The sequence below is a fragment of the Streptomyces sp. NPDC104367 genome, assembly GCF_055583825.1.
On record NZ_JBVJND010000004.1, the window covers coordinates 281,959 to 308,746 of the forward strand.

Below are 26,788 nucleotides of genomic sequence, written 5' to 3' on the forward strand. Positions count from 1 at the left end.
CGCCTGTGGCGGTGGATGCGCCGCAGGATCTCCCCCTGACCGACCCGCCCCGGGCCCGGCGACCGGTCCCGGCCCGCCCCCTGCCGCCGCCTCAGTGGACCGGTGCCGTCGACAGGCGGTAGCCGCTGACGATCTCCGGGCGGATGCGGACCACCTGGCCCATCTCCGCGTCGACCCAGGGCGCGAGCAGGCTCCGGTACCTCGTGAGCGCCTCGGAGTCCGTGACGCGGGTCGCCGTGCCGGTGATCACGACGCTCCAGCCGGTCCGGGTCGGCGTGTCGATCTCGTCGGCCTCGTACGCCACCACCTCGGACAGCAGCGCGCGGCCCAGCAGCGCGGAGCCGCCGTGCGTGCGCACGATGATGTCGCCCCCGTCCACCAGGTGGTTGACGGGCCGGATCGCGGGCAGGGCCCGGTCGGTGAAGGCCACCCGGCCCAACGCCACGCTGCCCAGCAGCTTCAGGGCCTCCGCGCGGCCCAACTCCACCATGCGCGTGGGTGAACCGGAGCCGGACGGCTGCTTCGCGGTGGTCAAGTCCGCTCCCCGTCCCGTGCCATGCGGCCGGCTCCCTCGGGCCACAGCACCTCGACGGGGATGCCGCTGCTGCGGGCGTAGGCCACGAGATGGGCCGTCGCGTCCCGGCCGTCGGAGGGGGAGCCGTCCCACACCGCCAGCAGCCGGACGCACGAACGCAGCAGGCTCTCGTCCGCTCCCACACAGGCGCCCCGGTCGGACGGGTCGAACTCCAGCAACCGGACCTGCTCCGAGAGCAGCAGCAGCTCCCCGGCCGCCCGGCGGTCGGACGGTGCCGGTACGTCGGGCACGCCGTTCCTGGCCGGCAGGACGGTCACCAGCGCCAGCCCCGCGGCGCGGGCCGCCCGCCCGAAGGCGACCGGCAGTCCCTGTCCGGCCCGCACCAGCCCGGCGCGGCCCGCCCGCCCGAACCCGGCCAGCCTGCGCCGCAGTTCCTCCTCCAGCATCGCCAGAGTGGGCGCGGTCAGGTCTGGGTGTCCCACGACAGCGATCACTTCGGACGGTCCTCTCTGCACACCGCCCACGCGTGGTGGGCCGACCTCCTCGGACCGCCGATCCTGCCGGTCCGCGGGGGAGAGGGCGAGGGGCCGTGCGGTCCCGGACCGGGGCCGATCGGCTCATGCCGGAACGCGGTCCGCCGCCCCCCGTCGTCCCGCGGCACGCACCGGCGTCCGGGTCGGCCCTCGTCAGCCGCCCTCGTCAGCCCTCGTCGGCCGCCGCCGTCCCGACGTCCAGGCCGTGCTGCCGGGCCACCCGGACCGCGTCGTCCAGCTCGTCCTCGGCCACCGCGACGGCGTAGGCGTCCGCGGCGCTCACGGCGGCCGCCAGCCGGGCCCGGGCCGCGCGGACGCGCGCCAGCAGCGCCTCGGTGACTTCGTTCAAGGAGACCTCCAGGCGGACGGCCGGAACCGGTCATCCGCGCTTCGTGATCATTTATGTTTCACGGCAATTGGCCAATTGCAGAACTCTGCAACTGGAGTGTAGGCGGCGGGCACGGACCGCGACAGACGGGGGAGCGGGCGGTCAGCCGTTCTCCGGATGCTCCGCCAGCCACCGGTGGTAGGCGGCCACCGCCGTCGGCAGGGTCGGGAAGAAGCGGTCCGGGCCGACCGAGTCCGCGAGACCGTGGGCCCGGAGGCTGTCCAGCAGGTCCTGCTTCACCCGGGCCAGGGCGAAGACCACGCCCCGGGCGGTGAGTTCGCGGCGCAGCGCGTCGACCGCGTCGAGGGCGGTGATGTCCACCTCCACGTTGGCCTCGGTGTTGAGGACGAACCAGCGCACCGGCCCGCTCTGCCCGTCGACGGCGGCCAGGGCCCGGCGGTGGAAGTCCTCGGCGTTGGCGAAGAACAGGGGCGAGTCGTAGCGGTAGACCAGCAGACCCGGGACCGTGCGGGCGGTGGGGTGGTCGTCGATGTCGTGCATGCCCGCGAGGCCCGGCACCAGCCCCTCGACCGCGTCGTGCGGGCGGGCCACGCGGGTGAGCAGCTCGGCCACCGACAGACCGACGGCGACCAGCACGCCGTAGAGGATGTCCAGGGCGAGGACACCGGCCAGGCAGCCCAGCGCGAGGAGCAGTTCGCGGCGGCGGAAGGAGGCCAGGCGGCGGAAGCCGGCGAGGTCGATCATGCGGATCGCCGCGTAGACCACCAGCGCGCCGAGCACCGCGGCCGGCGTGCGGGTCAGCAGCGGGCTGAGGAAGAGCAGGACCGCCAGCACCAGGGCCCCGGCGACCAGCGAGTACGCCTGGCTGCGGGCGCCCGCCGAGGTGGCGAGCGCGGTGCGGCTGGCGCTGCTGCTCACCGGGAAGCCGTGCAGCACGCTCGCCCCCAGGTTGGCGGCGCCCAGGGCCAGGAACTCCTGGTCGGCGTCGAGCCCTGGGCCGCCCTCCGGGCCCCGGACGGTGAAGGCGCGCGCGGTGAGGATGAAGTCCGTGTACGCCACCAGCAGCACACCGAGGGCCGGGAGGACCAGCCCCGGCAGCTCGCCCGGGTCCGGCAGCGAGAGACCCGGCAGCCCCGAGGGCACCGTGCCGATCACCTTGACGCCGTACCGGCCGTCCAGGTCGAACGCCACCACCGCCGCCGTGCCGAGGACCACCGCCAGCAGCGGACCGGGGAGCACGGGCAGATACCGCGTCACGAGCAGCAGGAAGAGCAGCGCCAGAGCCGAGAAGACCAGGGTGGGGGCATGGGCATCGCCCAAGTGCGTGCAGAAGGACCAGAGTTGGCGGAGGAACTCGGTGCCCGTCACCGGCACCCCGGTCAGTTTGGGCAGCTGGTCCGCCATCATGATCAGGGCCACGCCGGCCAGGTAGCCGATCAGCACCGGCCGGGACAGGAGGTCCGCCAGGAAGCCGAGCCGCGCCGCCCGCGCCACCAGGCAGAGCAGACCCACCGTGGCGGCGAGGGCGGCCGCCAGTACGGCGTACCGGGCCGGGTCGCCGGCGGCCAGCGGGGCCACCACCGTGGCGGTCATCAGGGCGGTCGTCGACTCCGGGCCGACCGACAGCAGCCGCGAGGAGCCGAACAGCGCGTACAGGGCGAGAGCGGGCAGGATCGCCCAGAGACCGGCGACCGGGGGCAGCCCGGCGACCCCGGCGTACGCCATGACCTGCGGCACCAGATACGCGGCGACCGTCACCCCGGCCAGCAGGTCGCCGCGCAGCCACGCCCGCCGGTAGCCGAGCAGCGCGGCCAGTCCCGGCACCTGACGGTGCCACCCCGGGTGTCCGAGTCCGCCCCTGGTCATCTGCCGCCCTCCGTCAGGTGACCCCATGATCCACCGGACCCCGCCCGGCCGCGGGAGCGACACCGTGCCACTGCCCAACAGGCCTCACCGACAGGGGCGTTCGGCCCAACGGACACCGACCTTCGGCATCCGGCGCGGGCCCTGGCGCACCGCCACGGTGAGAGGCGCCGGAGAACGAAGGCACCGGCCCCCGACTCCCCGAAGGGAACACCCCCATGGCCGTCCACGAGCACCCCCACCGGAGTTCCGGCTTCCGCCTGCCGTCCTTCCGCAGGCACGGGACCGCCTCCGCCGACGAGTCCGACGTCTCGGCGGCCACCGGGAGCCGCACCGCGCGGGCCCACGTGCTCGCCGCGCTGCGCCTGCTCACCGGGTTCGTCTTCCTGTGGGCGTTCCTCGACAAGACCTTCGGCCTCGGCTACGCCACCGCCGCCGGCAAGGGCTGGACCGACGGCGGCTCGCCGACCGAGGGCTTCCTCAGTTCGGTCGCCGCCGGCCCGCTCCGGTCCGCCTTCCACTCCTGGGCCGGTGCCACCTGGGCCGACTGGCTGTTCATGCTCGGCCTGCTCGGTGTCGGCCTGGCCCTGACAGCCGGCGTGGCGCTGCGCCCGGCCGCCGTCGCGGGCACCGCCATGATGGCGCTGATGTGGCTGGCCGAGTGGCCGCCCGCCCGGCACCTCGCGGACGGCTCGCCGAGCATGTCCGGCAACCCGTTCGCCGACTACCACCTCGTCTACGCCCTGGTCCTGATCGCCCTGGCCGTCACCGCCGCCGGCGACACCCTCGGCCTGGGACGGCGGTGGGCCCGGCTCCCCCTCGTCCGCGGCCACGCGTGGCTGCGCTGAACGCCGCCCGGGCGGCGGGTCCCACGCCGGCGGACCCGCCGCCCGCAACCGGCCCCGGGGCCGGGCGGCCCCCGTCCGGGACCACCGGCCCCTGCCCGCCCGTCCCCCCGGACACGACGCTGGAGCCGGATGCGCCGAAGGCGGCTTCGCGGTATCCCTCATCCCAGGAGGTGGAGATCATGCTCCGTACCGTCACCGTAGGCCTGGACGGCTCGGCCGAGAGCCGGGCGGCGGCGGAATGGGCGGCCCGCGAGGCGGAGCTGCGCGGTCTGCCGTTGAGGATCGTCCATGTCCGGGAGCCGGTCCCCGAACCCATGGCACAGGCCCCGCTCCCCGGCCCCGAGACCCACCGGCACTGGACCGAGCGGATCCCCCGGGAGTCCGCGGACGGACTGCGGCTGCGCCACCCCGGCCTGGAGGTGGTCAGCGAGCAGCCGACCGGCGACCCCGGCGAGATCCTCGCCGCGGAGTCCGCGAGCGCCGCTCTCCTCGGCCGGCGGGTCGCCGTGCCGCGGCCCGGCCGGGCGTGCGGGCGGTGAGCGCCGTGGACCTGCCGGTCGTGGCCGGGGCCGACGGCTCCGAGTCCGCCGCGCGGGCCGTCGAGTGGGCGGCCGACGAGGCCGCGCTGCGCGCGGTGCCGCTGCGGATCGTCCACGCCTCCCTCTGGGAGCGCTACGAGGGCACCTCGCTCATGGACGACCTCACCGAACCGGCCGACCGGGTGATGGCCGAGGACATCGTCGGCCTCGCCGTCCGGCGCGCCCGCGCCCGGCAGCCCGGCATCACCGTGTCCGCCGAGGTGCTGCCCGAGGAGGCCGAGTACGCGCTGGTGCGCGAGAGCCGCGAGGCCGGCCTGCTGGTGCTCGGCAGCCGCGGCCGCAGCGGCCTCACCGAGGCGCTCCTCGGCTCGGTCGGCCTCGTCGTCGCCGCGCACGCGCACTGCCCGGTGGTCGTCCTGCGCGGCGGCCACGACAACCAGGGCGGCGCCGGCAGGCACGGCCGGATCGTGCTGGGCGTCGGGGACGGGCAGGAGGCGGTGCGCTTCGCCCTGCGCGAGGCCGGACTGCGGGACGCCGAGGTGGAGGCCGTACGCGCCTGGCGGTGGCCGGCCCACGAGACCACCGACCACCCCCCACTGGCGGGCGAACCCGCCCGCCTGCACGAGCGGCAGGCCGCCGAGCGGCTCACGGAGGCCCTGCACGACGCGCCCGGGGAGCTACGGCTGCGCGGTCGGACCGCCGAGGGCCCCGCCCGGCAGATCCTGCTGGAGGCGTCGCACTCCGCCGACCTGCTGGTCGTGGGCGCCCGGCGCAAGTCCGGGCACCGCGGGCTCCAGCTCGGCAGGGTGGCCCACGGCCTCCTGCACCACAGCGCCTGCCCGGTGGCCGTCGTACCCGAATGGGTGTGAGCGGGCACGGACGGTCCTCAGAGGCCCGCCGCGTGATCGGGGACGTAGGTCCGCAGGTCGCGCGGCGGGCGCTGGTAGCCCGTGGACGGCGGCCGGGCGGGCAGCTCCAGCACCGGCGGCGGCACGTCGTGGTACGGCACCGACGACAGCAGGTGCGCGATCATGTTCAGCCGCGCCCGGCGCTTGTCGTCGCTCTCCACCACGAACCACGGCGCGTCGGACACGTCGGTGTGGACCATCATCTCGTCCTTGGCCCGTGAGTACGCCTCCCAGCGGGTGATCGACTCCAGGTCCATCGGCGAGAGCTTCCACCGCCGCAGCGGGTCCTCCAGCCGCCGGCGGAACCGCTCCTGCTGCTCGCCGTCGCTCACCGAGAACCAGTACTTGCGCAGCAGGATCCCGGCCTCCACCAGCATCCGCTCGAAGACCGGGCACTGCCGCAGGAACAGCTCGTGCTCCTCCCGCGTGCAGAAGCCCATCACCTGCTCGACCCCGGCCCGGTTGTACCAGGACCGGTCGAACAGCACGATCTCCCCGGCGGCCGGCAGATGCTCGACGTACCGCTGGAAGTACCACTGGGTGCGCTCGCGCTCGGTCGGCTTCGGCAGCGCCGCGATCCGCGCGGTACGCGGGTTCAGATGCTCCGTCACCCGCTTGATCGTGCCGCCCTTGCCGGCCGCGTCCCGCCCCTCGAAGACCACCACCAGCCGGGCACCGGTCGCCCGTACCCACTCCTGGAGCTTCACCAACTCGGTCTGAAGGCGCAGCAGTTCCGCCTCGTAGACCTTGCGCGGCAGCTCTGCCGCCTTCTTGCCGGCCATGCCGCCTCCACCACCCGACGAACCAGGACGTCACCGTACCCCGGCCCCGGCCCGCGCCGGCCGTCCGACAGGGGCCGATCGGCCCCCGCCCCGCCCCGGACAGCCCATGGGAGCGCGTGCCGCCGCGCCGGAACCTCGAAGTGCCCACCGGATCGCAGGACGGCCGCGAGGCCGACGATCCGCCGCCCCGCCGGCGCCAGGACCCCTGTCCGCGCCGACGGCGCCGAGACGAGAGGAGGCTCCCCGACATGACCGGCACGGTGTTGGTCACCTACGGGACCAGGAACGGGTCGACGGCGCACATCGCCGAGACGATCGCCGACGCGCTGCGCGCGGACGGCCTGACCGTCGAGACCATGCGGGCCGCGTGCGTGCCCTTCGTGACCCGGTACGACGCGGTCGTGGCCGGCGGCGCCCTGTACGCCGGCCGCTGGCACAAGGACGCCCGCAGGTTCGTCCGCCGCCACCGCGCCGACCTCGCCCGGCTCCCCGTGTGGTTCTTCAGCAGCGGCCCGCTGGACACCTCCGCCGCCGAGCGGGAGATCCCGCCCGTCCGCTTCGTACGGCGGGCCGTGGACGACCTGCACGCCCGGGGCCACGCCACCTTCGGCGGCTGCCTGGAGAGCGACGCCGAGGGGTGGCCGGCCCGCAGGATGGTGCGCTCCGGCAGGGCCGGCGACTTCCGGGACCTCGAAGCCGTGGGCGCCTGGGCGGCGGACATCGCAGGGGACCTGCGGAACTGATCCGGCCCGCCACTGATCCGGGCCGCCACGGAACCGATCCGCCGCTGATCCGGGCCGCCGCTGATCCGGCCCGCCACTGATCCGGGCCGCCACGGAACCGATCCGCCGCTGATCCGGCCGTCACCGAACCGGGCCGCCGCCGATCCGGCTCGTCACCGAAGCGGCCCGTCACCGAACCGGCCCGTCCGGCGCTCGAAGGGGGCCGCTCGGCCCAAGCGGTCCCCTTCCCGGCCGGGAGAAGGTGAAGGTACGGGACGGATCCGGCGTCCGCCGGACCTCCGCACCGATCCGGCCCCGCAGCCGACCAAGGACGGTGAGCGACCCCATGAAGGCCTACGTCTTCCACGGACCCGGGCAGGCCGCCCGGGAGGACGTCCCCGACCCCGCGGTCAAGGAACCCACCGACGTCGTCGTACGCGTGGACGCCGGCACGATCTGCGGCACCGACCTCCACATCCTCGGGGGCGACGTCCCCGAGGTGCTGCCCGGCACGGTCCTGGGCCACGAGGCCGTCGGCGAGATCGTCGAGACCGGCGGCGACGTACGGACCGTCCGGCCGGGCGACCGCGTCCTCGTCTCCTGCATCAGCTCCTGCGGGCGCTGCGCCCACTGCCGGCGGCGGATGTACGGCCAGTGCCTCGGCGGCGGAGGCTGGATCCTCGGCCACCTGATCGACGGCACCCAGGCCGAGTACGTCCGTGTCCCCTTCGCGGACCTCTCCGTGCACGCCCTGCCCGGCACCCTCGACAGCAGGGACGCCGTCCTGCTCGCGGACGTCTTCCCGACCGCGTACGAGGTGGGCGTCCTCAACGGCCGGGTGCGCCCAGGCGACACCGTCGTGATCGTCGGCGCCGGCCCCGTCGGACTCGCGGCGGTCACCACGGCCCGGCTGTTCGCGCCGGAGCTGATCGTCGTCGTCGACCTGGCCCCCGCCCGGCTGGAGGCGGCCAGGCGGTTCGGCGCGGACGCCGTGGCGGACGCCCGGGAGGACCCGGAACAGCTGGTCGCCGACCTCACCGACGGGCTCGGCGCGGACGTCGTCGTCGAGGCCGTCGGCGTACCGGAGACCTTCGAGCTGTGCGCCCGGCTGGTCCGGCCCGGCGGCCACCTCGCCAACATCGGCGTGCACGGCAGGCCGGCCACCCTCCACCTCGAAGACCTGTGGCCCAGGAACCTGACCATCACCACGGGCCTGGTCGACACCCACTCCACCCCCACCCTGCTGCGCATGGCCGCCGCCGGCCGGCTGCCCACCGCACAGATGGTCACCCACACCTTCCCGCCGGACCGCGTGGCGGAGGCGTACGGCGTCTTCGCCCGGGCCGCCGACACCGGCGCGCTCAAGGTCGTGCTCGGCGGGGACCGGCACGAGGTCGCGGTCCGCGCGGCCTGACGAGAGGACGTGAGCGGTCATGGCCGAACAGGTACGAGCGGACACGGCGCAGGCGCCGACGGCACCGGGCGATCTGGGGCGCCGGCTGGCGGCCTGCCGGCACGCCCTCGGGCTCGGCCGCGAGGAGACCGCCGAACGCGCCGGCATCGCGCCCGGCTATCTGGGCTACCTGGAGGAACACCCCGCGGCGGCACCCGGCACCGGCGCCCTGCTCCGGCTCGCCGACGTCCTGCACACCACCGTCTCGCACCTCACGGGCGGCGGCACCGAGGGCCCGCCCGGCCGCGGACGGGCCGGACACTCCCCGCGGTTCAGGGAACTCGACCCGCCCGAGTGCCGGGCCCTGCTGGGCTCGTACGGTGTCGGCCGGCTCGGCCTCACCACCGCCTCCGGCCCGGTCATCGTGCCGGTCAACTACACCGTCGTCGACGGCGAGATCGTCTTCAGGACCGTCGCCGGCACGACCCCCGCCCTGGCCCAGGGCAGCCAGGTCGCCTTCGAGGCCGACCGCATCGACGACGCGCTGAGCGAGGGCTGGAGCGTCCTGGTGCGCGGACCGGCCGGCACCGTGACCGAGCCCGAGGAGGTGCGCCGGCTCGGCGAGGTGGCCCACAGCGCCCCGTGGGCGGGCGGTGAGCGCGACCTGTGGATCAGGATCCGGCCCAGCTCCGTGACCGGGCGCCGGATCACCGTGTGACCCGGCGCGCCGGAGCGGACCGGTGTACGGGCCGAGGACGACGTGAGAGACACCGAAGGACGACGTGAGAGACGAGACGGCCGATGTATGCCAACGACGGATTCCGTGAACTCGACCGGCGGGAGTGCCTGCGGCTGCTCGCCGGGGTGCCGGTCGGCCGTATCGTCCACACCCGTGGGGCGCTGCCCGCCGTGCTGCCGGTGAACTTCGCCCTGGACGGCGACGGGGCGGTGCTGCTGCGCACGTCCGAGGCGTCGGAACTGGTGCGCGCCATCGACGGTTCGGTGGTCGCCTTCGAGGCCGACGAGGTCGACGCCGTCGCGCACGCCGGCTGGAGCGTCGTGGTGACCGGCTCCGCGGCCGTGGTCGGCGACCCCGGCGAACACGCCAGGCTGCTGCGCGACGGACCGCGGTCCTGGGTGCCGTCGCCGCGGGAGGTCTTCGTGCGGATCGAACCCGAACTGGTCACCGGACGTGAGCTGACCGGCGGCCGGACCATGTACGGCCTGGGCCTGGGCCTGACGTCCTGAACCCGGGGCCCGGCGGCCACCGTCGCCCCGGGGCCCGGCGGCCACCGTCGGTGGCGGGTCCGCCGGCCACCGACGGTGACCGGGCGGAGCCGGACCGTCGAAAGGGCCGCCCGGCCCATGCCCGACAGGCCGATGAGGCGGACCCTGGAAGGGTGCCGCCGGACGGCACCGGACCGTTGGAGGTCGCCATGACCGTTGCTCCGCACGCCGTGAGCGACGTGATGACCCGCACCGTCGTCGCCGTGCGCCGCGGCGCGTCGTTCAAGGACATCGTGCGGACCATGCGGCGCTGGCGGGTCAGCGCGGTCCCCGTCCTGGACGACGAGGGCCGGGTCATGGGCGTCGTGTCGGAGGCGGACCTGCTGCACAAGGAGGAGGTCCGCGACGGCGCGGCCGGGCGGCCCGCGCGCCGGGACGACCTGGCCAAGGCCGCCGCGGTCACCGCCGGGGAGCTGATGACCACCCCGGCCGTCACCGTCCGCGCCGACGCCACGCTCCCGCAGGCCGCGCGCAGGATGGCCCGGCACGGGGTGAAGCGGCTGCCGGTGGTCGACGCGGACGGTGTGCTCACGGGCGTGGTCAGCCGGGTCGACCTGCTCAAGGTGTACCTCCGCGACGACGAGGACATCGCCGAGGAGATCCGGCGGGAGGTCCTCCCGCACGTCTTCGCCGACTCGGCGGAACCGGTCCTGGTCCGGGTCCACGACGGCGTCGTGACCCTCACCGGCCGGGTCGCCGACCCCGCGCTGGTCCCGGTGGCCGCCGGATGGGTGAGCGGCGTGGACGGGGTCGTGGACGTCGACTGCGTACTGACCGCGTCCCGCGGCCGGCCCGCCCCGGACCCCGAAGGGGTACCGCGGCCCTGACCCCCGGAAGGAAGGCGCGCAACCATGACCGCACCGAGCCGTCCCCGAGCGGGCGGAACGTGGCTGTGGCGGTGGCGGCGCAACCCGCTGCGGCGCCACAGCGACGTCGTCGAGGCCTGGATCGTGCTCGCCGTCTGGGTCCTCACCCTCGTCGGCGGGGCACTCGCCGGCTGGACCGCGGCCGCCGCCCTGGACCGGACGTTCGCCGAGCGGCGCGCGGGCATCCACGCGGTCTCCGCCGAGCTGACGCGCAACGCGGCTAGCGGTACACCCGCCGGCGGCTACGACCTCGGGAAGATGTGGGTCACGGTCCGCTGGACCGCCCCCGACGGCTCCCCGCACACCGGCAGGGCGAAGGCCCCGCCCACGGCCGTGGCGGGCAGCCGGGTGCAGGTCTGGGTGTACCGGGGCGAGCGGATCGTGGCCGCGCCGACGAGCACCGCGGAGTCGACGTTCAGCGCGGTCCTGGCCGGTGCGCTGGTGGCGCAGCTGTCCGGGACGGCGCTGTGGGGCACCGGGTGGCTGGTGCGCCACCGTCTGTTCCGGCACCGCCTCGCGGAGTGGGACGCGGAGTGGCGGCGGATCGGCCCCCAGTGGCGCAACCGCAGCGGCGGCAAGGGCTGAACCGCAGTGGCGGCAAGGGCTGAACCGTAGCGTCGGTAAAGGCTGAACCGCAGCGGAGGCAACGGCTGAGCCTCCGTGGCGGTCAGGGCTGAACGGCCGTGGCCGCCAGGCTGTACCGCAGCGGCGCCCCGTCAGACCGGCGGGTCCTCGCGCACGGACACCGGCGCCAGGAGGCAGCGCACGCCGACCACGCCCTCCACGGCGCGGGCCAGGCGTTCGGCCACCGGCACCAGGGCCGGGCTGTCGATCCAGCCGGTGAGGGTGACGACTCCCTCGGCGACCTCGACGCGGATGTGGTCGGCCGAGATCGGGAACAGCCGCTCCACCACCTCCCCGCGTACCTCCTCGGCCAGTTCCTCGTCCTCGCGCAGGAACACCTTGAGCAGGTCGGCACGGCTGACGACGCCTTCGAGCATCCCCACCTCGTCGACGACGGGCAGCCGCTTGACCCGGTGCCGGGCCATCACCCGCGCGGCCTCGGCCAGGGTGGCACCGGCGCGCACGGTCACGGCGGGCGTGCTCATCAGCTCCCGGGCGGTGAGCCCGGCGGCCTTGGCCAGGTCGGCCGTCCGGTCCCGCCGCACGAACGGGTCCGGGTCCTCGTCCCGGAACTCCTCCTTGGGCAGCAGGTCGGCCTCGGACACGACGCCGATCACCCTGCCCTCGCCCTCCAGCACGGGGAGGGCACTGACCTTCCACTGGTCCATCAGCGCGACGACGTCCTTGAACGGGGCGTCACCGCCGACGGACACGGCGGTGTGGGTCATCACGTCGCTCACGGAGCGCGGGCCGCCGTGCATGGTTGCCTCCTCGCGTCCCCGGTCCCGGGGTGTGGCAGCACAGGGCGGGAAGGGCTCCATCCGCTTCTCGCGGATCCTGATTGCGCGGTGCGCGGCCTCTCAGCCGGCCGCTTCCCCGCGTCTGTGCCGGGTCCTTCCCGCCACCTCCAGCACACCACGGGAACGTTGCCGCCGCCAGGGCCGACCGGCCCCGCTGCGACGGCGTCGCCTTCCGCGCGCACCGACGGAGTACGTGTGCTGTTCGCCCGCCGTACGTATTCTCCGTGTCTGATGGCGGGTGGTCGTGGACACATCAGGTGTGGTGCGGTGTGTCCGCCGCCGACCCGCCCCCGAGGGCGCACGCTCCGTATCCCCGGTGGCGACAACGTTGTCCCCGACGGCCCGGGCCGTGCGCGTGTATCGCGACGATGGAGAGGTCCCGTGCCCTTCAGACCCAACGCGCCCGCCCCCCGCAGCATCCCCCCGACCACCGCCCGCAGGCGTACCCGGCCGCTGCGCGCGACGCTCGCCGCGCTGCTCGCCGCCGCACTCGGCCTCGCCGGCCTGGCCGGCGGAGCGGCCGCGGCCGCACCCGTCACGACCGCCTCCGCCGGGTCGGGGACGTCCGGCGGCACGGACTACACGAAGCTCGTCGACCCGTTCGTGTCGACCGCCGGCGACGACGGCAACGACCTGCCGGGCGCCCAGGCACCCCACAGCCTGGCCAAGGTCAACCCGATGACCACGCCCGGCCGCAACCACTCGGGGTACGACCACGACGAGGACCACATCGCCGGGTTCACCGCCACGGACCTCGACGGCGTGGGCGGCTCGGGAGGCGGCGGCGACCTGCTGGTCGTCCCGACGTCCGTGCGGTACGACAGCCGTCCCGCCACCGGCACCTACGCGCACCCGTACAGCCACGACGACGAATCCGCGACGCCCGGCTCCTACCGGGTCGGGCTCGGGGCCCTCACCGGGACCGGCTCGGCGGTGACGCAGGGCCCCGGGACGATCGGCGCCGAGATGACCGCGACGACCCGCACGGCGCTCGAACGCTACAGCTTCCCCGCCGGGTCCGACCCCGAACTCGTCCTCGACCTCGCCAACAACTTCACCAGCCGCACCCGCGCGACCCTGAAGGCGACCACACTCGCGGACGGCACCACCTCGATCACCGGGCTCGTCGCCGGCTCCTTCAACGGCGCCTCCTACCGGCTGTACTACGACGCCACCACCAACGTCCCGGTGACCTCGCTGCGCAGCTGGGGCGAGGACGGCAGGCTGAGCGGGGCCACCGCGCAGGACGGCGCCGACGCGGGCGCGGTCCTCGGCTTCGACAGGTCCGCCGGGGACGACATCGAACTGCGCGTCACCCTGTCGCCGATCAGCGCCGAACAGGCCGCGACCGACCAGCGCAACGAGGTCGGCGGCCTCACCTTCGACCAGGTGCGCGACCGGACCCGGGCCGACTGGAACAGCACGCTCGGCGCCGTCGCCGTACGGGCCTCCGCGACCTCCGACCCCGACTCGACGCTCACCGAGGAGTTCTACACCCACCTGTACCGCATGTACGCGCTGCCGGTGAACGCCACCAGCACCAGCGGCACCTACCGCGGCGCCGACGGGGCGGTGCACAAGACCAACGGCTACACGTACTACGACTCCTGGTCCACCTGGGACGACTTCCGCAAGTACTCCGTCGAGGCCTACATCGACCCGGCCGCCTACCGGGACCTGGTGCAGTCGCTGATCGTGCTGTTCGCCGACGCGCACACCGCGGGCAAGAGCCCCGGCGGCCTCACCCACTCGGTCCCGACCGTGCGCTGGGAGCGCTCGGCCGTGGTGATCGCGGACGCGCTGTCGAAGGGCTACAAGAACTTCGACCGGCTCGACGAGGCGTACCCGGCGCTGAGGTCGTACACCGGCTACTACACGGGCGCGCAGCTGCGGCAGGGGTACATCGCGGGTGATCCCGGGACGACCGTGCAGCGCGGCTACGACCAGTGGGCGCTCTCCGTCGTCGCCGGCGCGCTCGGCAGGGACGCGGACGCGAAGAAGCTGCGCACCCAGTCGACCATGGCCATCGACAACCTCGTGAAGTCCGGCGCCTGGACCGCGGCCGACGGCACCCGGGTCGGGCTGCTCACCCCGCGCGCCGCCGGCGGCGACTGGCAGAGCGCCGACCACGAGAAGTTCGAGGCGGCGGGCCTCTACCAGGGCACGCTCTGGCAGTACCACTGGTACGACGCCTACGACATGGGCGGCCTCATCCAGGCCATGGGCGGCGAGAAGGCCGGCCGGGCCGCCGTCGAGCACATGTTCGGCGAGGACTCCGACGCCGACGACGGCTCGACCATGCTGCACTCCAACGCCAACGAGATCGACCTCCAGGCGCCCTACCTCTTCAACTACGTCGGCGAACCGAGCCTGACGCAGAAGTGGGTGCGGGCCATCTACACCGGCACGACCTGGAACCGCTACATAGCCACCGGCTCCACGAACGAGGCCCCCAGCTCCGGCGGCGAGTTCACCCCGCCCGTCCGCACCCGGGTGTACAAGCTCTCCCCGAACGGCTTCCTGCCGACCATGGACAACGACGCCGGCACCATGTCGACCATGTTCGTCGCCGCCGCCCTCGGACTGTTCCCGGTGACCGCAGGCTCCAGCCAGTTCCAGATCGGCAGCCCGTTCTTCGACTCGACGACGATCACCTACGCCAACGGCGCCAGGTTCACGGTGAAGGCCGACGGCGTCTCGCCGAGCGCCTACTACGTGCAGAGCGCCACCCTGAACGGCGCGCGGTTCACGAACACCTGGCTCGACTACGCGCAGATCGTCTCCGGCGGGACCCTGGACCTCACGATGGGCTCGAAGCCCTCCGCCTGGGGCACCCGCACCGAGCCCGCGTACTCGCTGGACACCGACGCGGGCGACACGGGCACCGGCGGCCCGGCCGCCGGCACCACCGTCGTCTCCGCCCGCCCGGCCACCGTCGCCACCGCCGCGGACGGCACCGTCGACGGGAGCGTACGGCTGACCCTGTCGTCGGGGCCGGCGTCGTTCGCCGCGAAGAAGGGCACCAGCCTCACCGCGACCGGCGCCGCGACCGTGACCGGCCTGCCCGACGGTCTCACCGCCGACCTGCGCGTCACCGGCCCGCGCACGGCGGCGCTGTCGCTCACCGGCACCACCGGGGTCGACGCACGGTTCGGCGTCACCTTCCAGGACGCCGCCTTCGCCCACGGGGTGCCGGCCGCCCAGGTCACCGGCACCGGGATCTCCCCGACCGACCCGCTCCTCGTCTCCGCCGCCGCGGTGGCCCGCGGGTCCCTCACCGCCCTCGTGGACCAGGCGTCCCTGGTCCGCGACGGCCACTACTCCGGCGGCTCGCTCAGCCTGTTCCGGGCGGCCCTGCAACGCGCCCGGACCGTCCTCGCGGACACCGCCTCCGCGACGGCCACCCTGATGGCCGCGCAGGACGCGCTGCGGTCCGCCGCCGACGCGCTCACCATCGACGAGGGCGGCTACGCCGTCCTCCAGGCCGAGGACCCCGACCGGATGGAGGGCCCCAGCCTCAAGAGCGAGGCCTACTACTCGGACGGCGACCTCGGCGGCGTCACCGAGGGGGCCTGGGAACGGTTCGACGGGCTCGACTTCGGCGGGGTCGCCCCGCACAGCGTCTCGGTCCGCTACGCCAACTCCCAGGCGGCGACCGCGCAGCCGAGCAGCGTCGACATCCACGCCGGTGACGCCGACGGCCCCGTCGTCGCCACCGTCCCGCTCCCCGGCACCGGCGGCTGGCAGTACTACAGCACCGTGCAGGCCGCCGTCACCGACCCGGACGCCCTGCTGGCGGCGGGCGGCGCGACCTTCGTCTTCCACGCCCCCTCCGGGCAGCAGTGGGTGGCGAACTTCGACCGGTACCAGTTCTCGCCCTACGCGGCCGACTCGTCCTCCGCGACCACCCTCGCCACGCTGACCGCGGCCAACACCACCGCGAGCGGCGGCGGTTCGCTCCCGCTCGACCTCGCGGACGGCGTCTTCGAGAACACGACGAACGGCGCCTGGGCCGAGTGGCGGGACACCGACCTCGGCGACGGCGCGGACACCGTCACCGTCAGCTACGACAAGCCCCGGTCGCGGGCGGCGTCGGACTCGCACCTCGAACTGCACCTCGGCTCGAAGGACGGCGCGAGGAGCGTCGACATCCCGCTCGACTACACCGGATCGGGCTGGGGCACCCTCGCCACCACGACCGTGCGGCTCGACCCGGACGTCTTCACCGGCGTCCAGGACGTCTACGCCGACTTCGTCTCCGGCACCCAGACCTCCGACCAGCCCTACGTGGCCAACGTGTACGCGCTGACCGTGACCCGGGACGCCGACGCCCCGGTGGCCTTCGACGCCACGGCGTTCACCTCGAACAGCGGCGGCGGCCTCAAGAGCGAGACGGCCGGCTGGAGCGGCGCGGGCTCCGCCACCGACCTCGGCGGCACCTACGACGGAGCCTGGCTGGACTACGGGGACATCGACTTCGGCAGCTCGCCGAAGAACACCGTCACCCTCACCTACGTCAACAACTCCGCGCGCTGCGGCACCGGTTCGGCCGTCCAGCTCTACCTGGACTCCTTCGACGCGGCCGACCCCGGCACGCCGTACGCCACCGTCCCCCTGCCGGTCACCGGATCGGCGTGGTCGTCGGGTGGCACGACGAGCCTGACCCTGCCGAAGGCCGTCACCGGCACGCACGGCGTCCACCTGCGGCTGACCACCACCCCGGACTCCTCGCACCCCTACGTGGCGAACCTGGGCCGGATCACCTTCAGCCGCACCGACACCCCCGCCACCACCGACACGGCCGCCCTGGAGAAGGCGGTCGACCGGTACGCGGCGCTCGCCGACGACGCGGCTCGCTACGACGCCGTCGACTTCGGGGTGTTCCTGCGCGAACTCGCCGCCGCCCGCGCCCTCCTCGGCGCCGACGACGCGACCCAGCTGGAGGCCGACACCCGCACCCGCAGCCTCACCCTCGCCGCCGGCCAGCTGGTGCCGCTGCCCAGACTCAAGCTGGAGGACCTGGTCACGACCGCGTCGTCCCTCACCAAGTCCCGTTACACGGACGCCTCCTGGAAGGCGTTCACCGAGGCCCTCGCCGACGCGAGGGCCGCCGTCGCCGACGACTCGGCGACGGACCTCGCCCTCACCGCCCGCTACGAGGCCCTCGACCGCGCCCGGTCCGCGCTCGTCACCAGGCCGCGGACGGTACCGGCCGCGCCCGGCGCGGTCTCGGCGACCTCGTCCGGCACCAGCGTGGCGGTCGCCTGGGCCGCGCCCGAGGACGACGGCGGCTCCCCGGTCACCGGCTACGAGATCAGCCTCGGCGGCGGCCGCCGGGTCGAGGTCCACGACCCGGACAGCCGGAGCACCACGTTCACCCGGCTGCCGGCCGGAAGGTCGTACGCGGCGCGCGTGAGTGCCCTGAACGCCGTCGGCACCTCGGTGCCGAGCGCGGCCACGGCGCCCGTGGTCACCGGCGGCAGCACACCGCAGGCGCCGACCGTGACGGGCGTGCTCACCGACGGGAAGCGGGTCCGGGTGACCTGGCGGGCCGCCGGCGACGGCGGGTTCCCGGTCATCGGCTACACGGTGGCCCTCGACGACGGCACCACCGCGCACCTCCCGGCCACCACGGCCACCGCGCTGCTCAAGGCCGGGACCGGGGCGAAGACCCACACCGCCACCGTCACGGCGGTCACCCTGGCCGGCACCTCCGACGCCTCCGACGCCTCCGGCACCTCCGCGGCGGCGGACACCGCGCCGGGCACCGCGTCCCGTGCCTCCGACCCGTCGGCGTACGAGCCGTCCCCCTTCCCGGACGAGACCCTGAAGGCGGCCTACGCCTCGGACCGGTGGCCGGCCACCGACGACGGGAGCGACTACTTCGACGACCTGCTCAGCGGGTTCGACGACCTCGGCTCCGGCATCCTCGGCGCCAACACCGAGGTGCCCGAGGACACCCCGCTCACCGCCGAGAACGACGAGATCGCCGTGGGCATCAACAACGCGGCGACGCAGCAGGAGGTCGACCGGGCCGAGACGGACGCCACGAACAGCGCCACCGTCACGATGGCCGACGGCCTCGGCTCGCGGCTGGGCCGTCTCTACCTCGACGCCCTCGACGGCGGGCGCCTGCCCAAGACCAGCGCGCTGTTCTCCCGGGTCACACAGGGCCTCGACACCCACGACGCGGCGAAGAACCTCTACGGCTACCTGCGCCCGTACGTGCGGCTCGGGTTCGCCGGCGACGGCGGCGAGGTCTACGAGTCGCAGGACGGCTCGTACGGCAGCCTCGCCGGCAGCGGCTCGTACCCGAGCGGCCACACCTACGGCGGCTACGAGGCCGGGACGATCCTCGCCACGCTGCTGCCGGAGCTGGCGCCGTCGATCCTCGCGCGCACCTCGGAGTACGGCGACAACCGCGTCGTCCTCGGCTTCCACTACCCGCTCGACGTGATGGGCGGCCGCATCACCGCCCAGGCCACCGTCGCGCACCGGTGGGCTGACCCCGGTTTCGCGGACCTGCTGACGCAGGCCCACACCGAGATGGAGAACGTACTGCTCGCGCAGTGCGAGAAGGAGGGGTACGGCGACACGCTCACGGCCTGCGCGGGCGACTCCTACGACGGCCTGAGCACGGCACAGGACGTCGGCCTGTACACCCGGCGCCTGACCTACGGGTTCTCCCGGGTGGGCAGGGCCGGGCAGACCCTGCGGGCGCCGTCCGACGCGGCGGCGCTCCTGATCACGGCCTTCCCCGGCCTCACCGCCGGGCAGCGCACCCAGGTCCTGGAGCAGACCGCGACGGACTCCGGGTACCCGCTCGACCTCACCGGGGACGGCGGGGCGGCCTGGCAGCGGATCAACCTGGCGGCGGCGATGGCGGCGCACGTGGTCGTCGACGCCGACGGGTCGGTCACGGTGACAAACTTCGCGGACGCCACCGAGGCGGCGGTCGCCGACGCCGAGGCGATCACGGTGGGCGGTGCCGCGGTCGACGGGTTCGACCCGGCCGTGTCCACGTACGTCGTCGAGTGGCCGAAGGGCGCGAGGATCCCGGCCGTCTCCGCGGTGCCGGCCGGGTCCGGCGCCCGGGTGAAGGTCACCGAGGGCGGCACCGTCGTCACCTCGGCGGGGTCCCGGCTCACCACCCGCACCGTCACGGTGACCTCGGCCGACCGTTCCGTCACCCGGAGCTACACGGTCGCGTTCCGGCGCACGAGGCCTCGGAGCCTTGTCTGTGGCGAATGCATCAACCACCGTAGTCATCGATGAATAGTGATGTGAACCCATCCGGCGACGGTGCGGCCCTGGTCGTCGGGATCGACGCCGGCGGCACCCGCACCCGGGCGGTCCTCGCCGGCGCGCGGGACGGACGGGCCCTGGGGGAGGGCGTGGCCGGGCCGGGAAACGCGCTGACCGTCCCGGCCGCGCCGCTCGCCGAGCACCTGGCCGAGGCGCTCGCGGCGGCCGTGCCTCAGGCGGCGCGGGCACGGGTCGTCGCGGTGGTCGGCGGTTTCGCCGGCGCGGCCCGGGCGCCCGAGGGTGAACCGGGCCGGGTGCGGGCGCGGACCGCCCTGACCACCGCGCTGACCCGGCTGGGCATCACCGCCGCGGCGGTCGAGGTGCACAGCGACATCGAGGCCGCCTTCGCCGCCGCGCCGGGACACCCGGCCGGCGGGCTCGCCCTGGTGGCGGGCACGGGCGCGGTCGCGGCGCGGATCGAGGGGCGGCGGCTGGTCGCGACCTCCGGCGGCGACGGCTGGCTGCTCGGGGACGACGGCGGCGGCTTCTGGATCGGGCGCGAGGCCGCCCGCGCGGCCCTGCGGGCGGCGGACGGCCGCGGTGCCCCGACCGCGCTGACGGCGGCGGTCGGGCGGGCCCTGGGCGTCGCGGCGGACGCGCTGCCCCCGCCCGGCGGCGGGGAGTGGACGCCGGCCCGGCGTACCGACTACCGGGCCCGGCTGCTGCCCGCCGTCATGGACCGCCCGCCCGTACGGCTGGCCGACCTCGCGCCCCTGGTGGCGGCCGCCGCCGCGGAGCGGGACACCGTGGCCCGGACCGTCCTCGGGGAGGCGGCCGCCCATCTCGCCGACACCGTGGCCGCGTTGCGGCCGCGCCCCGGTGAGGCCCTGGTCGTCACGGGCGGCCTGGTCGCACCGGACGGCCCCCTGCGGACCCCGCTCGCCGAACGGCTCGCCCCCCTCGGCCTCACCGTCACCCCGGTCGCCGACGGCCGCGCGGGCGCCGTGGCCCTGGCCCGGCTCCTCACCCCCGGACACCGGCCCCGAAGGACCGCCCCGTGCCCCCGGAGGACGACTCCCTGACCTCGAAGAACCACTCCTACGCTCTCGGCGGAGCCCCATCCATGCAGGGCGGCTCGGCTCAGCGGGCCCGCCGGGACTTCGCCGCGTGCTGTCCGGCGATGTGGTCGGTCAGCGCCAGCGAGGCGCTCGCCCGCTGGTAGGAGAGCTGGGCGACCCGGACGTACAGGCAGTCGATGAGGACCAGCACCGAGTGGCGGGCGCCGATGATGCCGGTGGGGAAGCTGGTCTCCGAGGTGGAGGAGATGAGCCTGATGTCCGCGGTGCGGGCGAGCGGGGAGCGCGGGTCGGCGGTCAGGGCGACGGTCGTGGCGCCGCGCTTCCCGGCCGTCTCGAACGGCTCGATCGTCTCCCTGGTCGCCCCGGAGTGCGAGATGCCGATCGCGACGTCGGCCGGGGTGAGCAGGGCGGCGGAGGTGGTCGCCGCGTGCACCTCGGTCCAGCCGCGCACCGAGCAGCCGATCCGGAAGAGCCGGGTCTCGGTCTCCTGCGCGACCGCGCCGCTGCCGCCCACGCCGTAGACGTCGATCCGGCGGGCCCGGGCCATGGCCTGCGCGGCGCGCTCGACCGCGTCCAGGTCGATCCGGTCGATCGTCTGCTGGATCGCCCGCAGGTCGGCGGTGCCGACGACCTTCACGACCCGCTCCAGGCTGTCGTCCGGGGAGATGTCCGGACCGATCTCCGCCGTGCCCCAGTCGGAGACCTCGCCGCGGCCCCGCTCCTGCGCCAGCGCGATCAGCAGGTGCTGGTAGGAGTCCAGGCCGACGGCCCGGCAGAACCGGGTCACGGTCGCCTGGGAGGTGCCGGTGCGGCGGCCCAGCTCCGCGGCCGAGCAGTGGGTGACGGCGGCCGGATCCTCCAGGATCAGCTCGCCGACCTTCCGCAGGGAGCCGGCCAGGCGCGGCAGCTCGGTACGGATCAGCGTGGTGACGTCGGTCGAGGGCATGCGGAGAAGGTATCAGCCACCGTACAGGTCGTCAGATGAATACCAGGACCGGACGTCGGGGCCACGGCGGTGCGGCATTGCACCGCGAACGGGGCACGTGATTTGTTGATTCATCTATAGACGTGTCTGTGGGGTGGTTCAATCCATCGACTGTCCGTACGACCAGTGGAGTGTGCGCGTGTCCGTCGAGTCCGCCAACGAGTCCGTGAACGCCGAACGCTTCGCGCGCGAGGGCCTGGCCGCCCTCCACCGCCTCACCGGGGCCGCACGCGCCGACGTGACCCGGGCCGCCGAGCTGATCGCCGGCTGCCTGCGCGCCGACGGGGTGATCCAGGCCTTCGGCACCGGCCACTCCCAGGCCATGGTCCTCGAAGTCGCCGGCCGCGCGGGCGGGCTGGTCCCCACCAACCGGATCAGCATCGCCGACCTCGTCCTGTACGGCGGCGAGCACCCAAGCGTCCTCGACAACCCGCTCCTCGAACGCGAGCCCGGCATCGCCGCGCGCCTCTACGACCTCGCCGCCCCGCGTCCGCAGGACCTCTTCGTCGTCATCTCCAACTCCGGCGTGAACAACGTGATCGTGGAGATGGCCCTGCACGCCAAGGAGCGCGGGCACCGGCTGCTCGCGCTCACCTCGCTCGCCCACACCCGCGCGGTCCCGGCCGGCCACCCCGGCGGAAAGAAGCTCGCCGACCTGGCGGACGTCGTCCTCGACAACGAGGCCCCGCGCGGCGACGCCCTCCTCGAACTCCCGGGCGGCGGCGCGGTCTGCGCCCTGTCCACCCTCACCGGGGTCATGCTGGTCCAGATGGCGGTGGCCGAGGCCGCCGGTCTCCTCCTCGCCTCCGGCGACCGGCCCCCGGTCTACGTCTCCGCCAACGTCCCCGGCGGTTTCGAGGGCAACCTGGAACTGGAGAAGCGCTACGAGGGCCGGATCCGGCGTACGGCGAGCTGACCCGGACTCAGCGCACCGGGAAACCGAATGTGTAGCCCTGTTCCGTCAGCCACGGCAGCACCTCGCGCAGGGCGGCCACCGTCTGGGAGCGGTCGCCGCCCGCGTCGTGGAAGAGGACCGTCGGCCCGTTGGACATCTCCTCCTTGACGGTGGCGACGATGGCCGCCGTACCGGGGCGTTCGAAGTCCTTGGAGTCGACGTTCCAGCCGAGCGGGCGCATGCCGCGGGAGGCGGCGAGCTTCCTGCTGTACGGGGTGAACGCGCCGCCGGGCGCGCGGTAGTAGAGCGGCCGTACGCCCCCGGACGCCTCGGTGATCATCCGCTCGGCGTCGAGGATCTGCCGGGACTGGTAGGCCTCGGACTTCTTGTCCATGGTGACGTCGTGGGACACGGTGTGGTCGCACAGCCGGTGTCCTTCCGCCACGATCCGCCGGACCAGGTCCGGGTGGGCCTCGGCCTCCGGGCCGATCATGCAGAACGTGGCCTTCACGCCGTACTCCTTGAGGACTTCGAGCACCTGGGGCGTCCAGACCGGGTCCGGTCCGTCGTCGACGGTGATGTTGACGCCCCGGGCGCCGCGGTCCGAGGCGTGCGCGATCTCCACGGACACCGCGGCCGGCTTCGACGTGCGGCCGTGCGCCGAACCGCCCGCGCCTGCCTGCCGGTCGACGGGACCGGCCTGCGCGGTCCACAGGGAGGCCGCCACCACCACGGCTGTCAGTCCGAGCGCCGCCGCGGCCACCTGGCCGTACCATCCCCGTCCGCCGTGCCGTGCCATGTCCGCCCCGATCCCTGTCGTTCCGTCGATCCCGTGCACCCGTCAGGACGGAAGGCGGCGGGCACCGGATCCGTCCGTTACCGATCACGGACAATTCCGCGGGCGTTCTGGGACAGGCGCCCTGCGCCCGGTCTAACGCCCGTCGCGACGATCGGTGTTGGCGGACGACGAAGACCGCGGGACGGGGACGGTCGGCGGGACGGCCGACGGGACGGCCGACGGGACGGGGACAGGCGACGGGGTGGGACGGGGCGGCCGTACACGTGCGACGGCCGGAGACCCGGTGCGGGTCTCCGGCCGTCGGGTGGGACGGGGCGTCAGTTCGTGTGCAGGGCCGCCCTGATGGCGCCGATGGCGATGTGCCGGGCGATGTTCGTGGCGTAGCAGTCGCGGAGGCTGTCGAGCATGAGGAAGTCGTGCACCATGCCCAGGACGCGCAGCGAGGTGACCGGGACGCCGGCCTCCAGCAGCCGGGCCGCGTAGGCCTCGCCCTCGTCCCGCAGGACGTCCGCCTCGTCGGTGATCACCACGGCCGGCGGCAGGCCCCTGAGGTCGTCGAGGGAGGCGCGCAGCGGGGCCGCGTACCGCTCCTTGCGCTGCGATTCGTCGCTCGTGTACTGGTCCCAGAACCAGAGCATGCCGTCCCGGGTGAGGTAGTACCCGTCGGAGAATTGCAGGTAGGACGGTGTGTCGAAGGTGGCGTCGGTGACCGGGTAGAGCAGGATCTGCGCGGCGAGGCGGATGTCGCCGCGGTCCTTGGCCATCTGGGCCAGCACGGCCGACATGCAGCCGCCGACGGAGTCGCCGCAGACGACCATCCGGGACGGGTCGAGGCCGTGTTCGCCGCCGTGGGCCACGACCCAGCGGGCGACCGCGTAGTTCTGCTCGATCTGGGTGGGGTACCTGGCCTCGGGCGCCCGGTCGTAGACGGGGAACACGGCCGCGGCCCGCGCTCCCACGGCCAGTTCCCGCACCAGCCGGTCGTGGGTGACCTCGTCGCCGAAGACCCAGCCCGCGCCGTGGATGTAGAAGACGACCGGGAGCGGGCCCTGGGCGCCCGCGGGTTTCACGACGCGTGCGCGGACGGTGCCCCACTCCCCGGCGTCGACGCTGATCCAGCTCTCGTCGATCGCGGGTTTGGGCACTCCTTCGCCCGACTGCAGGCCGGCGAGGATGTCGCGTCCCTGTGCCGGTGGCACCTCGTAGATCCGGGGGTGCGGTGCCGTGGCGGTGACGAGTTCCCGGGCCGCGGCCTCCAGGTACGGGGTGGGCGGCGGGGGCAGATCCTTCATGATGAACCTCCAGAACGCGCCGGCGCCGGGCCGGCGTGGCTGTTCGGTCGCTCGCTTTCCACGTTCATCCTGCCCGAGGACGGCCCGCGGGGCGCGTCGACGCTCACGGAGCGTGACATTCCCTCACCGGCCGGCCGCCCGCGCATCCCTGGCGGCGGCCCGGTCGTGCCGTCGGCCCGGGGTGCCGTCAGCGCTCGGCCAGGCGGGCGGCGGCGTCGTGGACGAGGCGCGCGTGGAGTGCGAACAGGGGGCCTGGTCGGACGGCCGCGCGGCTCGGTGGGGCGGCGCTCCGGCGCCGGCGTCAGGCCGGGGCGCGGCGGTCCGGTGCGGTCCCGGCGACCTGGCCCTGCTCGCGGTCATCGGCGTGACCGCCCTCCGCGGAGCTGTGGCCGAGCCGCGACCACCCCGGTGACGTGCCCGCCGTCGAGGGCCGGGGTGGCCGCGCCCGGTGGTCAGCCGTGGCCGGGGGTCAGCCGTGGCCGCCGGGCTGCTCCATGGCCTGGCCCAGCCGCCGCAGGGCCCTGGTCACCCACGCGCGGTCCTCGCCGAGCCCGGCCAGCAGGTCCACCTCGATGGCGAGCTGCCGGGGGAAGAGGCCGTCGACCGCGGCGGCGCCGGCCTCGGTGATGGTGACCAGCGCGGCGCGCCGGTCGGCGGGGTTGGGGGTACGGGCGATGAAGCCGCGTTTCTCCAGCTTGCCGAGGGTCTTGCTGACCCCCGCCCGGGACAGCCCCAGCCGCTCGGCGAGGCTCCGGGCGATGAACGGCCCGGTCGCGTGCCGGAGCGGGATCAGCATGTCCACCTCGGGCCCGGTCAGCTGCGCGCCCGCGTAGATCGGCTCCACGGCGCGGTTGAGCAGGCCCGTGACGTGCTTGAGCAGACCGACCAGCTCCATCGGGGAGGTGTCCAGGTCGGGGTTGTGCGCGGCCCACTGGGCGCCGACGTCGGCGGCGGAGGGAGTGGAGGTCATGCGGCTCGTCTCTTCGGTCATATTTGCTTGCTCGTATTTGTTAGCCGGTGAACTATCAGCTACCTTTAATGTCATGGTAGCTCCGTCATCCTCGCGCACCCGGGTCGACGCGGTCCCCGACACGGCCGCACCCGGACCCGGACCCGGACCCGGGCCCGGGCCCGCGGGCCGCACGACCGCCCTGCTGATCGCCGTGCTCGGCGCGCTCACCGCCGTCGCCCCGCTCGCGACCGACATGTACGTGCCCGGGTTCCCCGCGCTGGGCGAGGCGCTCGGCGCGGGCACCTCGGCCGTGCAGCTGACGATGACCGCGTTCCTGGCCGGGCTCGTCGTCGGCCAGCTGGTCATCGGCCCGCTCAGCGACGGGCTCGGCCGCCGCCCGCTGCTGATCGCGGGGACGGCCGGCTTCGTCCTGTGCTCCGTCGCCTGCGCCGCCGCCCCGGACATCGCCGCGCTGACCGCGGCCCGCTTCCTCCAGGGCGTGGCCGGCGCGGCCGGCATGGTGCTGGCCAGGGCCGTCCTCACCGACCGCTTCCACGGTCCCCTGCTGCCCCGCTACTTCGCGGTGCTGTCCCAGGTCATCGGGGTGGCCCCGGTCGCCGCGCCGGTCCTCGGCGGGGCCGTCCTGTCCGTCTCCACCTGGCGGGCGGTCTTCGTCGTACTGGCCGTCATCGGCGTCCTGCTCCTGGCCGCCGTGGTGCGGGCGGTGCCCGAGACGCTGCCGCCCGAGCGGCGCCACGGCGGCGGCCTCACCGGCAGCTTCCGGGCCATGGGCACGCTGCTGGCCCGCCGGACCTTCATGGGGTACGTGCTCGTCGTCGCCCTCGTCTCGGCCGCGCTGTTCGCCTACATCAGCGGCTCCAGCTTCGTCTTCGAGAACCTGCACGGGGTCTCCTCGACGACGTACTCCCTCATCTTCGCCACCAACGCCGTCGCCATGCTCGTCGGCGGTGCGCTCTTCGCCCGGCTCACCGGACGCGGCGTGCGCCTCAACTCGCTGCTCACGGCCGGAGTCGGCATCGCCCTGCTGGGCGCGCTGGCGCAGGTCCTGCTGGTGATGACCGTGGGGGAGACCCTGGCGGGCACCTGGATCACGCTGTTCGTGACCGCGGGCGGCATAGGCCTGGTCTTCCCGAGCGCGATGAGTATCGGCCAGGCGGTGGGCCGCACCGCCCCCGGCGCCGCGTCCGCGCTCATCGGGGGGCTGCAGTTCCTCTTCGGAGCCCTCGCGTCCCCGCTGGTGGGGCTCTTCGGCGAGGACAGCTCGCTGCCGATGGCCCTGGTCATGCTGATCGCACTGGCCGCGGCGGGCCTGGTGCTCGCGGGGCTGGCCCGGCCCTGGGAGGGGCACGGCGAGCCGGTCCCCGCGCGGCGGTAGCCGGCCCGCCACCGGCCCCGGTCGAACCGCGTCGGCGTCAGGCCCGCGGCGGGCGACCGCCGGGTTCCTGCGACCGCACGGCGGCAGCTCCCCTCC

Annotated in this window: 23 protein-coding genes; 13 read left to right on the forward strand and 10 right to left on the reverse strand. The window is 74.6% G+C overall.

What is annotated here, in order from left to right:
- Positions 1–91: 91 nt before the first annotated feature.
- The 4 genes from ACZ619_RS08540 to ACZ619_RS08555 form a co-directional block, all read right to left on the reverse strand.
- On the reverse strand, positions 92–535 hold the full coding sequence (locus ACZ619_RS08540; RefSeq protein ID WP_469595822.1) for a pyridoxamine 5'-phosphate oxidase family protein: 444 nt from the start codon (positions 533–535) through the stop codon (positions 92–94).
- Complete coding sequence (locus tag ACZ619_RS08545; protein WP_469595824.1) at positions 532–1,029, reverse strand: hypothetical protein; 498 nt, start codon at positions 1,027–1,029, stop codon at positions 532–534. The genes ACZ619_RS08540 and ACZ619_RS08545 overlap by 4 nt, the downstream gene beginning before the upstream one ends.
- A 205-nt stretch (positions 1,030–1,234) precedes the next feature.
- Complete coding sequence (locus tag ACZ619_RS08550) at positions 1,235–1,417, reverse strand: hypothetical protein (RefSeq protein ID WP_469595826.1); 183 nt, start codon at positions 1,415–1,417, stop codon at positions 1,235–1,237.
- 141 nt (positions 1,418–1,558) lie between these two features.
- Positions 1,559–3,283: a SulP family inorganic anion transporter gene (locus ACZ619_RS08555; RefSeq protein WP_469595829.1), complete on the reverse strand. Its 1,725-nt coding sequence runs from the start codon at positions 3,281–3,283 to the stop codon at positions 1,559–1,561.
- A 215-nt stretch (positions 3,284–3,498) separates the two neighbouring features.
- Here ACZ619_RS08555 and ACZ619_RS08560 point away from each other — a divergent pair, with 215 nt between their 5' ends.
- The 3 genes from ACZ619_RS08560 to ACZ619_RS08570 all read left to right on the forward strand — a co-directional run bounded on the left by ACZ619_RS08560 (position 3,499) and on the right by ACZ619_RS08570 (position 5,536).
- Positions 3,499–4,128 carry a hypothetical protein gene (locus ACZ619_RS08560; protein WP_469595831.1) on the forward strand — a complete coding sequence of 210 codons (630 nt, stop codon included), beginning with the start codon at positions 3,499–3,501 and terminating at the stop codon, positions 4,126–4,128.
- Positions 4,129–4,307: 179 nt separating this feature from the next.
- Positions 4,308–4,667: a universal stress protein gene (locus tag ACZ619_RS08565; protein ID WP_469595832.1), complete on the forward strand. Its 360-nt coding sequence runs from the start codon at positions 4,308–4,310 to the stop codon at positions 4,665–4,667.
- A gap of 5 nt (positions 4,668–4,672) precedes the next feature.
- Positions 4,673–5,536, forward strand: a complete 864-nt coding sequence (locus ACZ619_RS08570) for a universal stress protein (RefSeq protein WP_469596050.1) — start codon at positions 4,673–4,675, stop codon at positions 5,534–5,536.
- 17 nt (positions 5,537–5,553) lie between these two features.
- Here ACZ619_RS08570 and ppk2 read toward each other — a convergent pair whose 3' ends face one another.
- A complete protein-coding gene (ppk2, locus tag ACZ619_RS08575) occupies positions 5,554–6,357 on the reverse strand; it encodes a polyphosphate kinase 2 (protein ID WP_469595834.1) in 804 nt (267 codons plus the stop codon).
- A 248-nt stretch (positions 6,358–6,605) separates the two neighbouring features.
- Here ppk2 and ACZ619_RS08580 point away from each other — a divergent pair, with 248 nt between their 5' ends.
- The 6 genes from ACZ619_RS08580 to ACZ619_RS08605 all read left to right on the forward strand — a co-directional run bounded on the left by ACZ619_RS08580 (position 6,606) and on the right by ACZ619_RS08605 (position 11,210).
- Complete coding sequence (locus tag ACZ619_RS08580; protein ID WP_469595836.1) at positions 6,606–7,100, forward strand: flavodoxin domain-containing protein; 495 nt, start codon at positions 6,606–6,608, stop codon at positions 7,098–7,100.
- Positions 7,101–7,425: 325 nt separating this feature from the next.
- On the forward strand, positions 7,426–8,493 hold the full coding sequence (locus ACZ619_RS08585; protein ID WP_469596052.1) for a zinc-dependent alcohol dehydrogenase family protein: 1,068 nt from the start codon (positions 7,426–7,428) through the stop codon (positions 8,491–8,493).
- A 19-nt stretch (positions 8,494–8,512) separates the two neighbouring features.
- Positions 8,513–9,190, forward strand: coding sequence for a helix-turn-helix domain-containing protein (locus ACZ619_RS08590; RefSeq protein WP_469595838.1), 678 nt, complete (start codon positions 8,513–8,515; stop codon positions 9,188–9,190).
- Positions 9,191–9,273: 83 nt separating this feature from the next.
- On the forward strand, positions 9,274–9,720 hold the full coding sequence (locus ACZ619_RS08595; RefSeq protein WP_469595840.1) for a pyridoxamine 5'-phosphate oxidase family protein: 447 nt from the start codon (positions 9,274–9,276) through the stop codon (positions 9,718–9,720).
- A 188-nt stretch (positions 9,721–9,908) separates the two neighbouring features.
- On the forward strand, positions 9,909–10,586 hold the full coding sequence (locus ACZ619_RS08600) for a CBS domain-containing protein (RefSeq protein ID WP_469595842.1): 678 nt from the start codon (positions 9,909–9,911) through the stop codon (positions 10,584–10,586).
- Between the two features lie 24 nt (positions 10,587–10,610).
- Positions 10,611–11,210, forward strand: coding sequence for an Rv1733c family protein (locus ACZ619_RS08605; RefSeq protein ID WP_469595844.1), 600 nt, complete (start codon positions 10,611–10,613; stop codon positions 11,208–11,210).
- Positions 11,211–11,341: 131 nt separating this feature from the next.
- Here the strand turns inward: ACZ619_RS08605 and ACZ619_RS08610 are convergent, their stop codons facing one another.
- Positions 11,342–12,010 carry a CBS domain-containing protein gene (locus ACZ619_RS08610; RefSeq protein ID WP_469595847.1) on the reverse strand — a complete coding sequence of 223 codons (669 nt, stop codon included), beginning with the start codon at positions 12,008–12,010 and terminating at the stop codon, positions 11,342–11,344.
- Between the two features lie 420 nt (positions 12,011–12,430).
- On the opposite strand from ACZ619_RS08610, the gene ACZ619_RS08615 reads away from it, so the two are divergent.
- Together ACZ619_RS08615 and ACZ619_RS08620 are read left to right on the forward strand one after the other, a co-directional pair.
- Complete coding sequence (locus tag ACZ619_RS08615) at positions 12,431–19,324, forward strand: glycoside hydrolase domain-containing protein (protein WP_469595849.1); 6,894 nt, start codon at positions 12,431–12,433, stop codon at positions 19,322–19,324.
- Positions 19,321–20,376 (forward strand): BadF/BadG/BcrA/BcrD ATPase family protein, encoded by a 1,056-nt coding sequence (locus tag ACZ619_RS08620; RefSeq protein WP_469595852.1) that lies wholly within the window; start codon positions 19,321–19,323, stop codon positions 20,374–20,376. Before ACZ619_RS08615 ends, ACZ619_RS08620 begins: the two co-directional genes overlap by 4 nt.
- A 58-nt stretch (positions 20,377–20,434) precedes the next feature.
- Here the strand turns inward: ACZ619_RS08620 and ACZ619_RS08625 are convergent, their stop codons facing one another.
- Complete coding sequence (locus ACZ619_RS08625; RefSeq protein ID WP_469595855.1) at positions 20,435–21,319, reverse strand: MurR/RpiR family transcriptional regulator; 885 nt, start codon at positions 21,317–21,319, stop codon at positions 20,435–20,437.
- A gap of 178 nt (positions 21,320–21,497) precedes the next feature.
- On the opposite strand from ACZ619_RS08625, the gene ACZ619_RS08630 reads away from it, so the two are divergent.
- The gene (locus ACZ619_RS08630; protein ID WP_469595857.1) at positions 21,498–22,274 is read left to right on the forward strand and encodes a sugar isomerase domain-containing protein; all 777 of its coding nucleotides are present in this window, start codon (positions 21,498–21,500) and stop codon (positions 22,272–22,274) included.
- Between the two features lie 7 nt (positions 22,275–22,281).
- Here the strand turns inward: ACZ619_RS08630 and ACZ619_RS08635 are convergent, their stop codons facing one another.
- The 3 genes from ACZ619_RS08635 to ACZ619_RS08645 form a co-directional block, all read right to left on the reverse strand.
- Positions 22,282–23,052 (reverse strand): polysaccharide deacetylase family protein, encoded by a 771-nt coding sequence (locus ACZ619_RS08635; protein WP_469595858.1) that lies wholly within the window; start codon positions 23,050–23,052, stop codon positions 22,282–22,284.
- Positions 23,053–23,369: 317 nt separating this feature from the next.
- Positions 23,370–24,344, reverse strand: a complete 975-nt coding sequence (locus ACZ619_RS08640) for an alpha/beta hydrolase (protein ID WP_469595860.1) — start codon at positions 24,342–24,344, stop codon at positions 23,370–23,372.
- Positions 24,345–24,813: 469 nt separating this feature from the next.
- Positions 24,814–25,314 carry a MarR family winged helix-turn-helix transcriptional regulator gene (locus ACZ619_RS08645; RefSeq protein ID WP_469595862.1) on the reverse strand — a complete coding sequence of 167 codons (501 nt, stop codon included), beginning with the start codon at positions 25,312–25,314 and terminating at the stop codon, positions 24,814–24,816.
- Between the two features lie 73 nt (positions 25,315–25,387).
- Between ACZ619_RS08645 and ACZ619_RS08650 the strand changes: the two genes are divergently transcribed.
- Entirely contained in the window at positions 25,388–26,692 is a 1,305-nt protein-coding gene (locus tag ACZ619_RS08650; protein ID WP_469595865.1) for a multidrug effflux MFS transporter, read from the forward strand.
- Positions 26,693–26,788 lie beyond the last annotated feature (96 nt).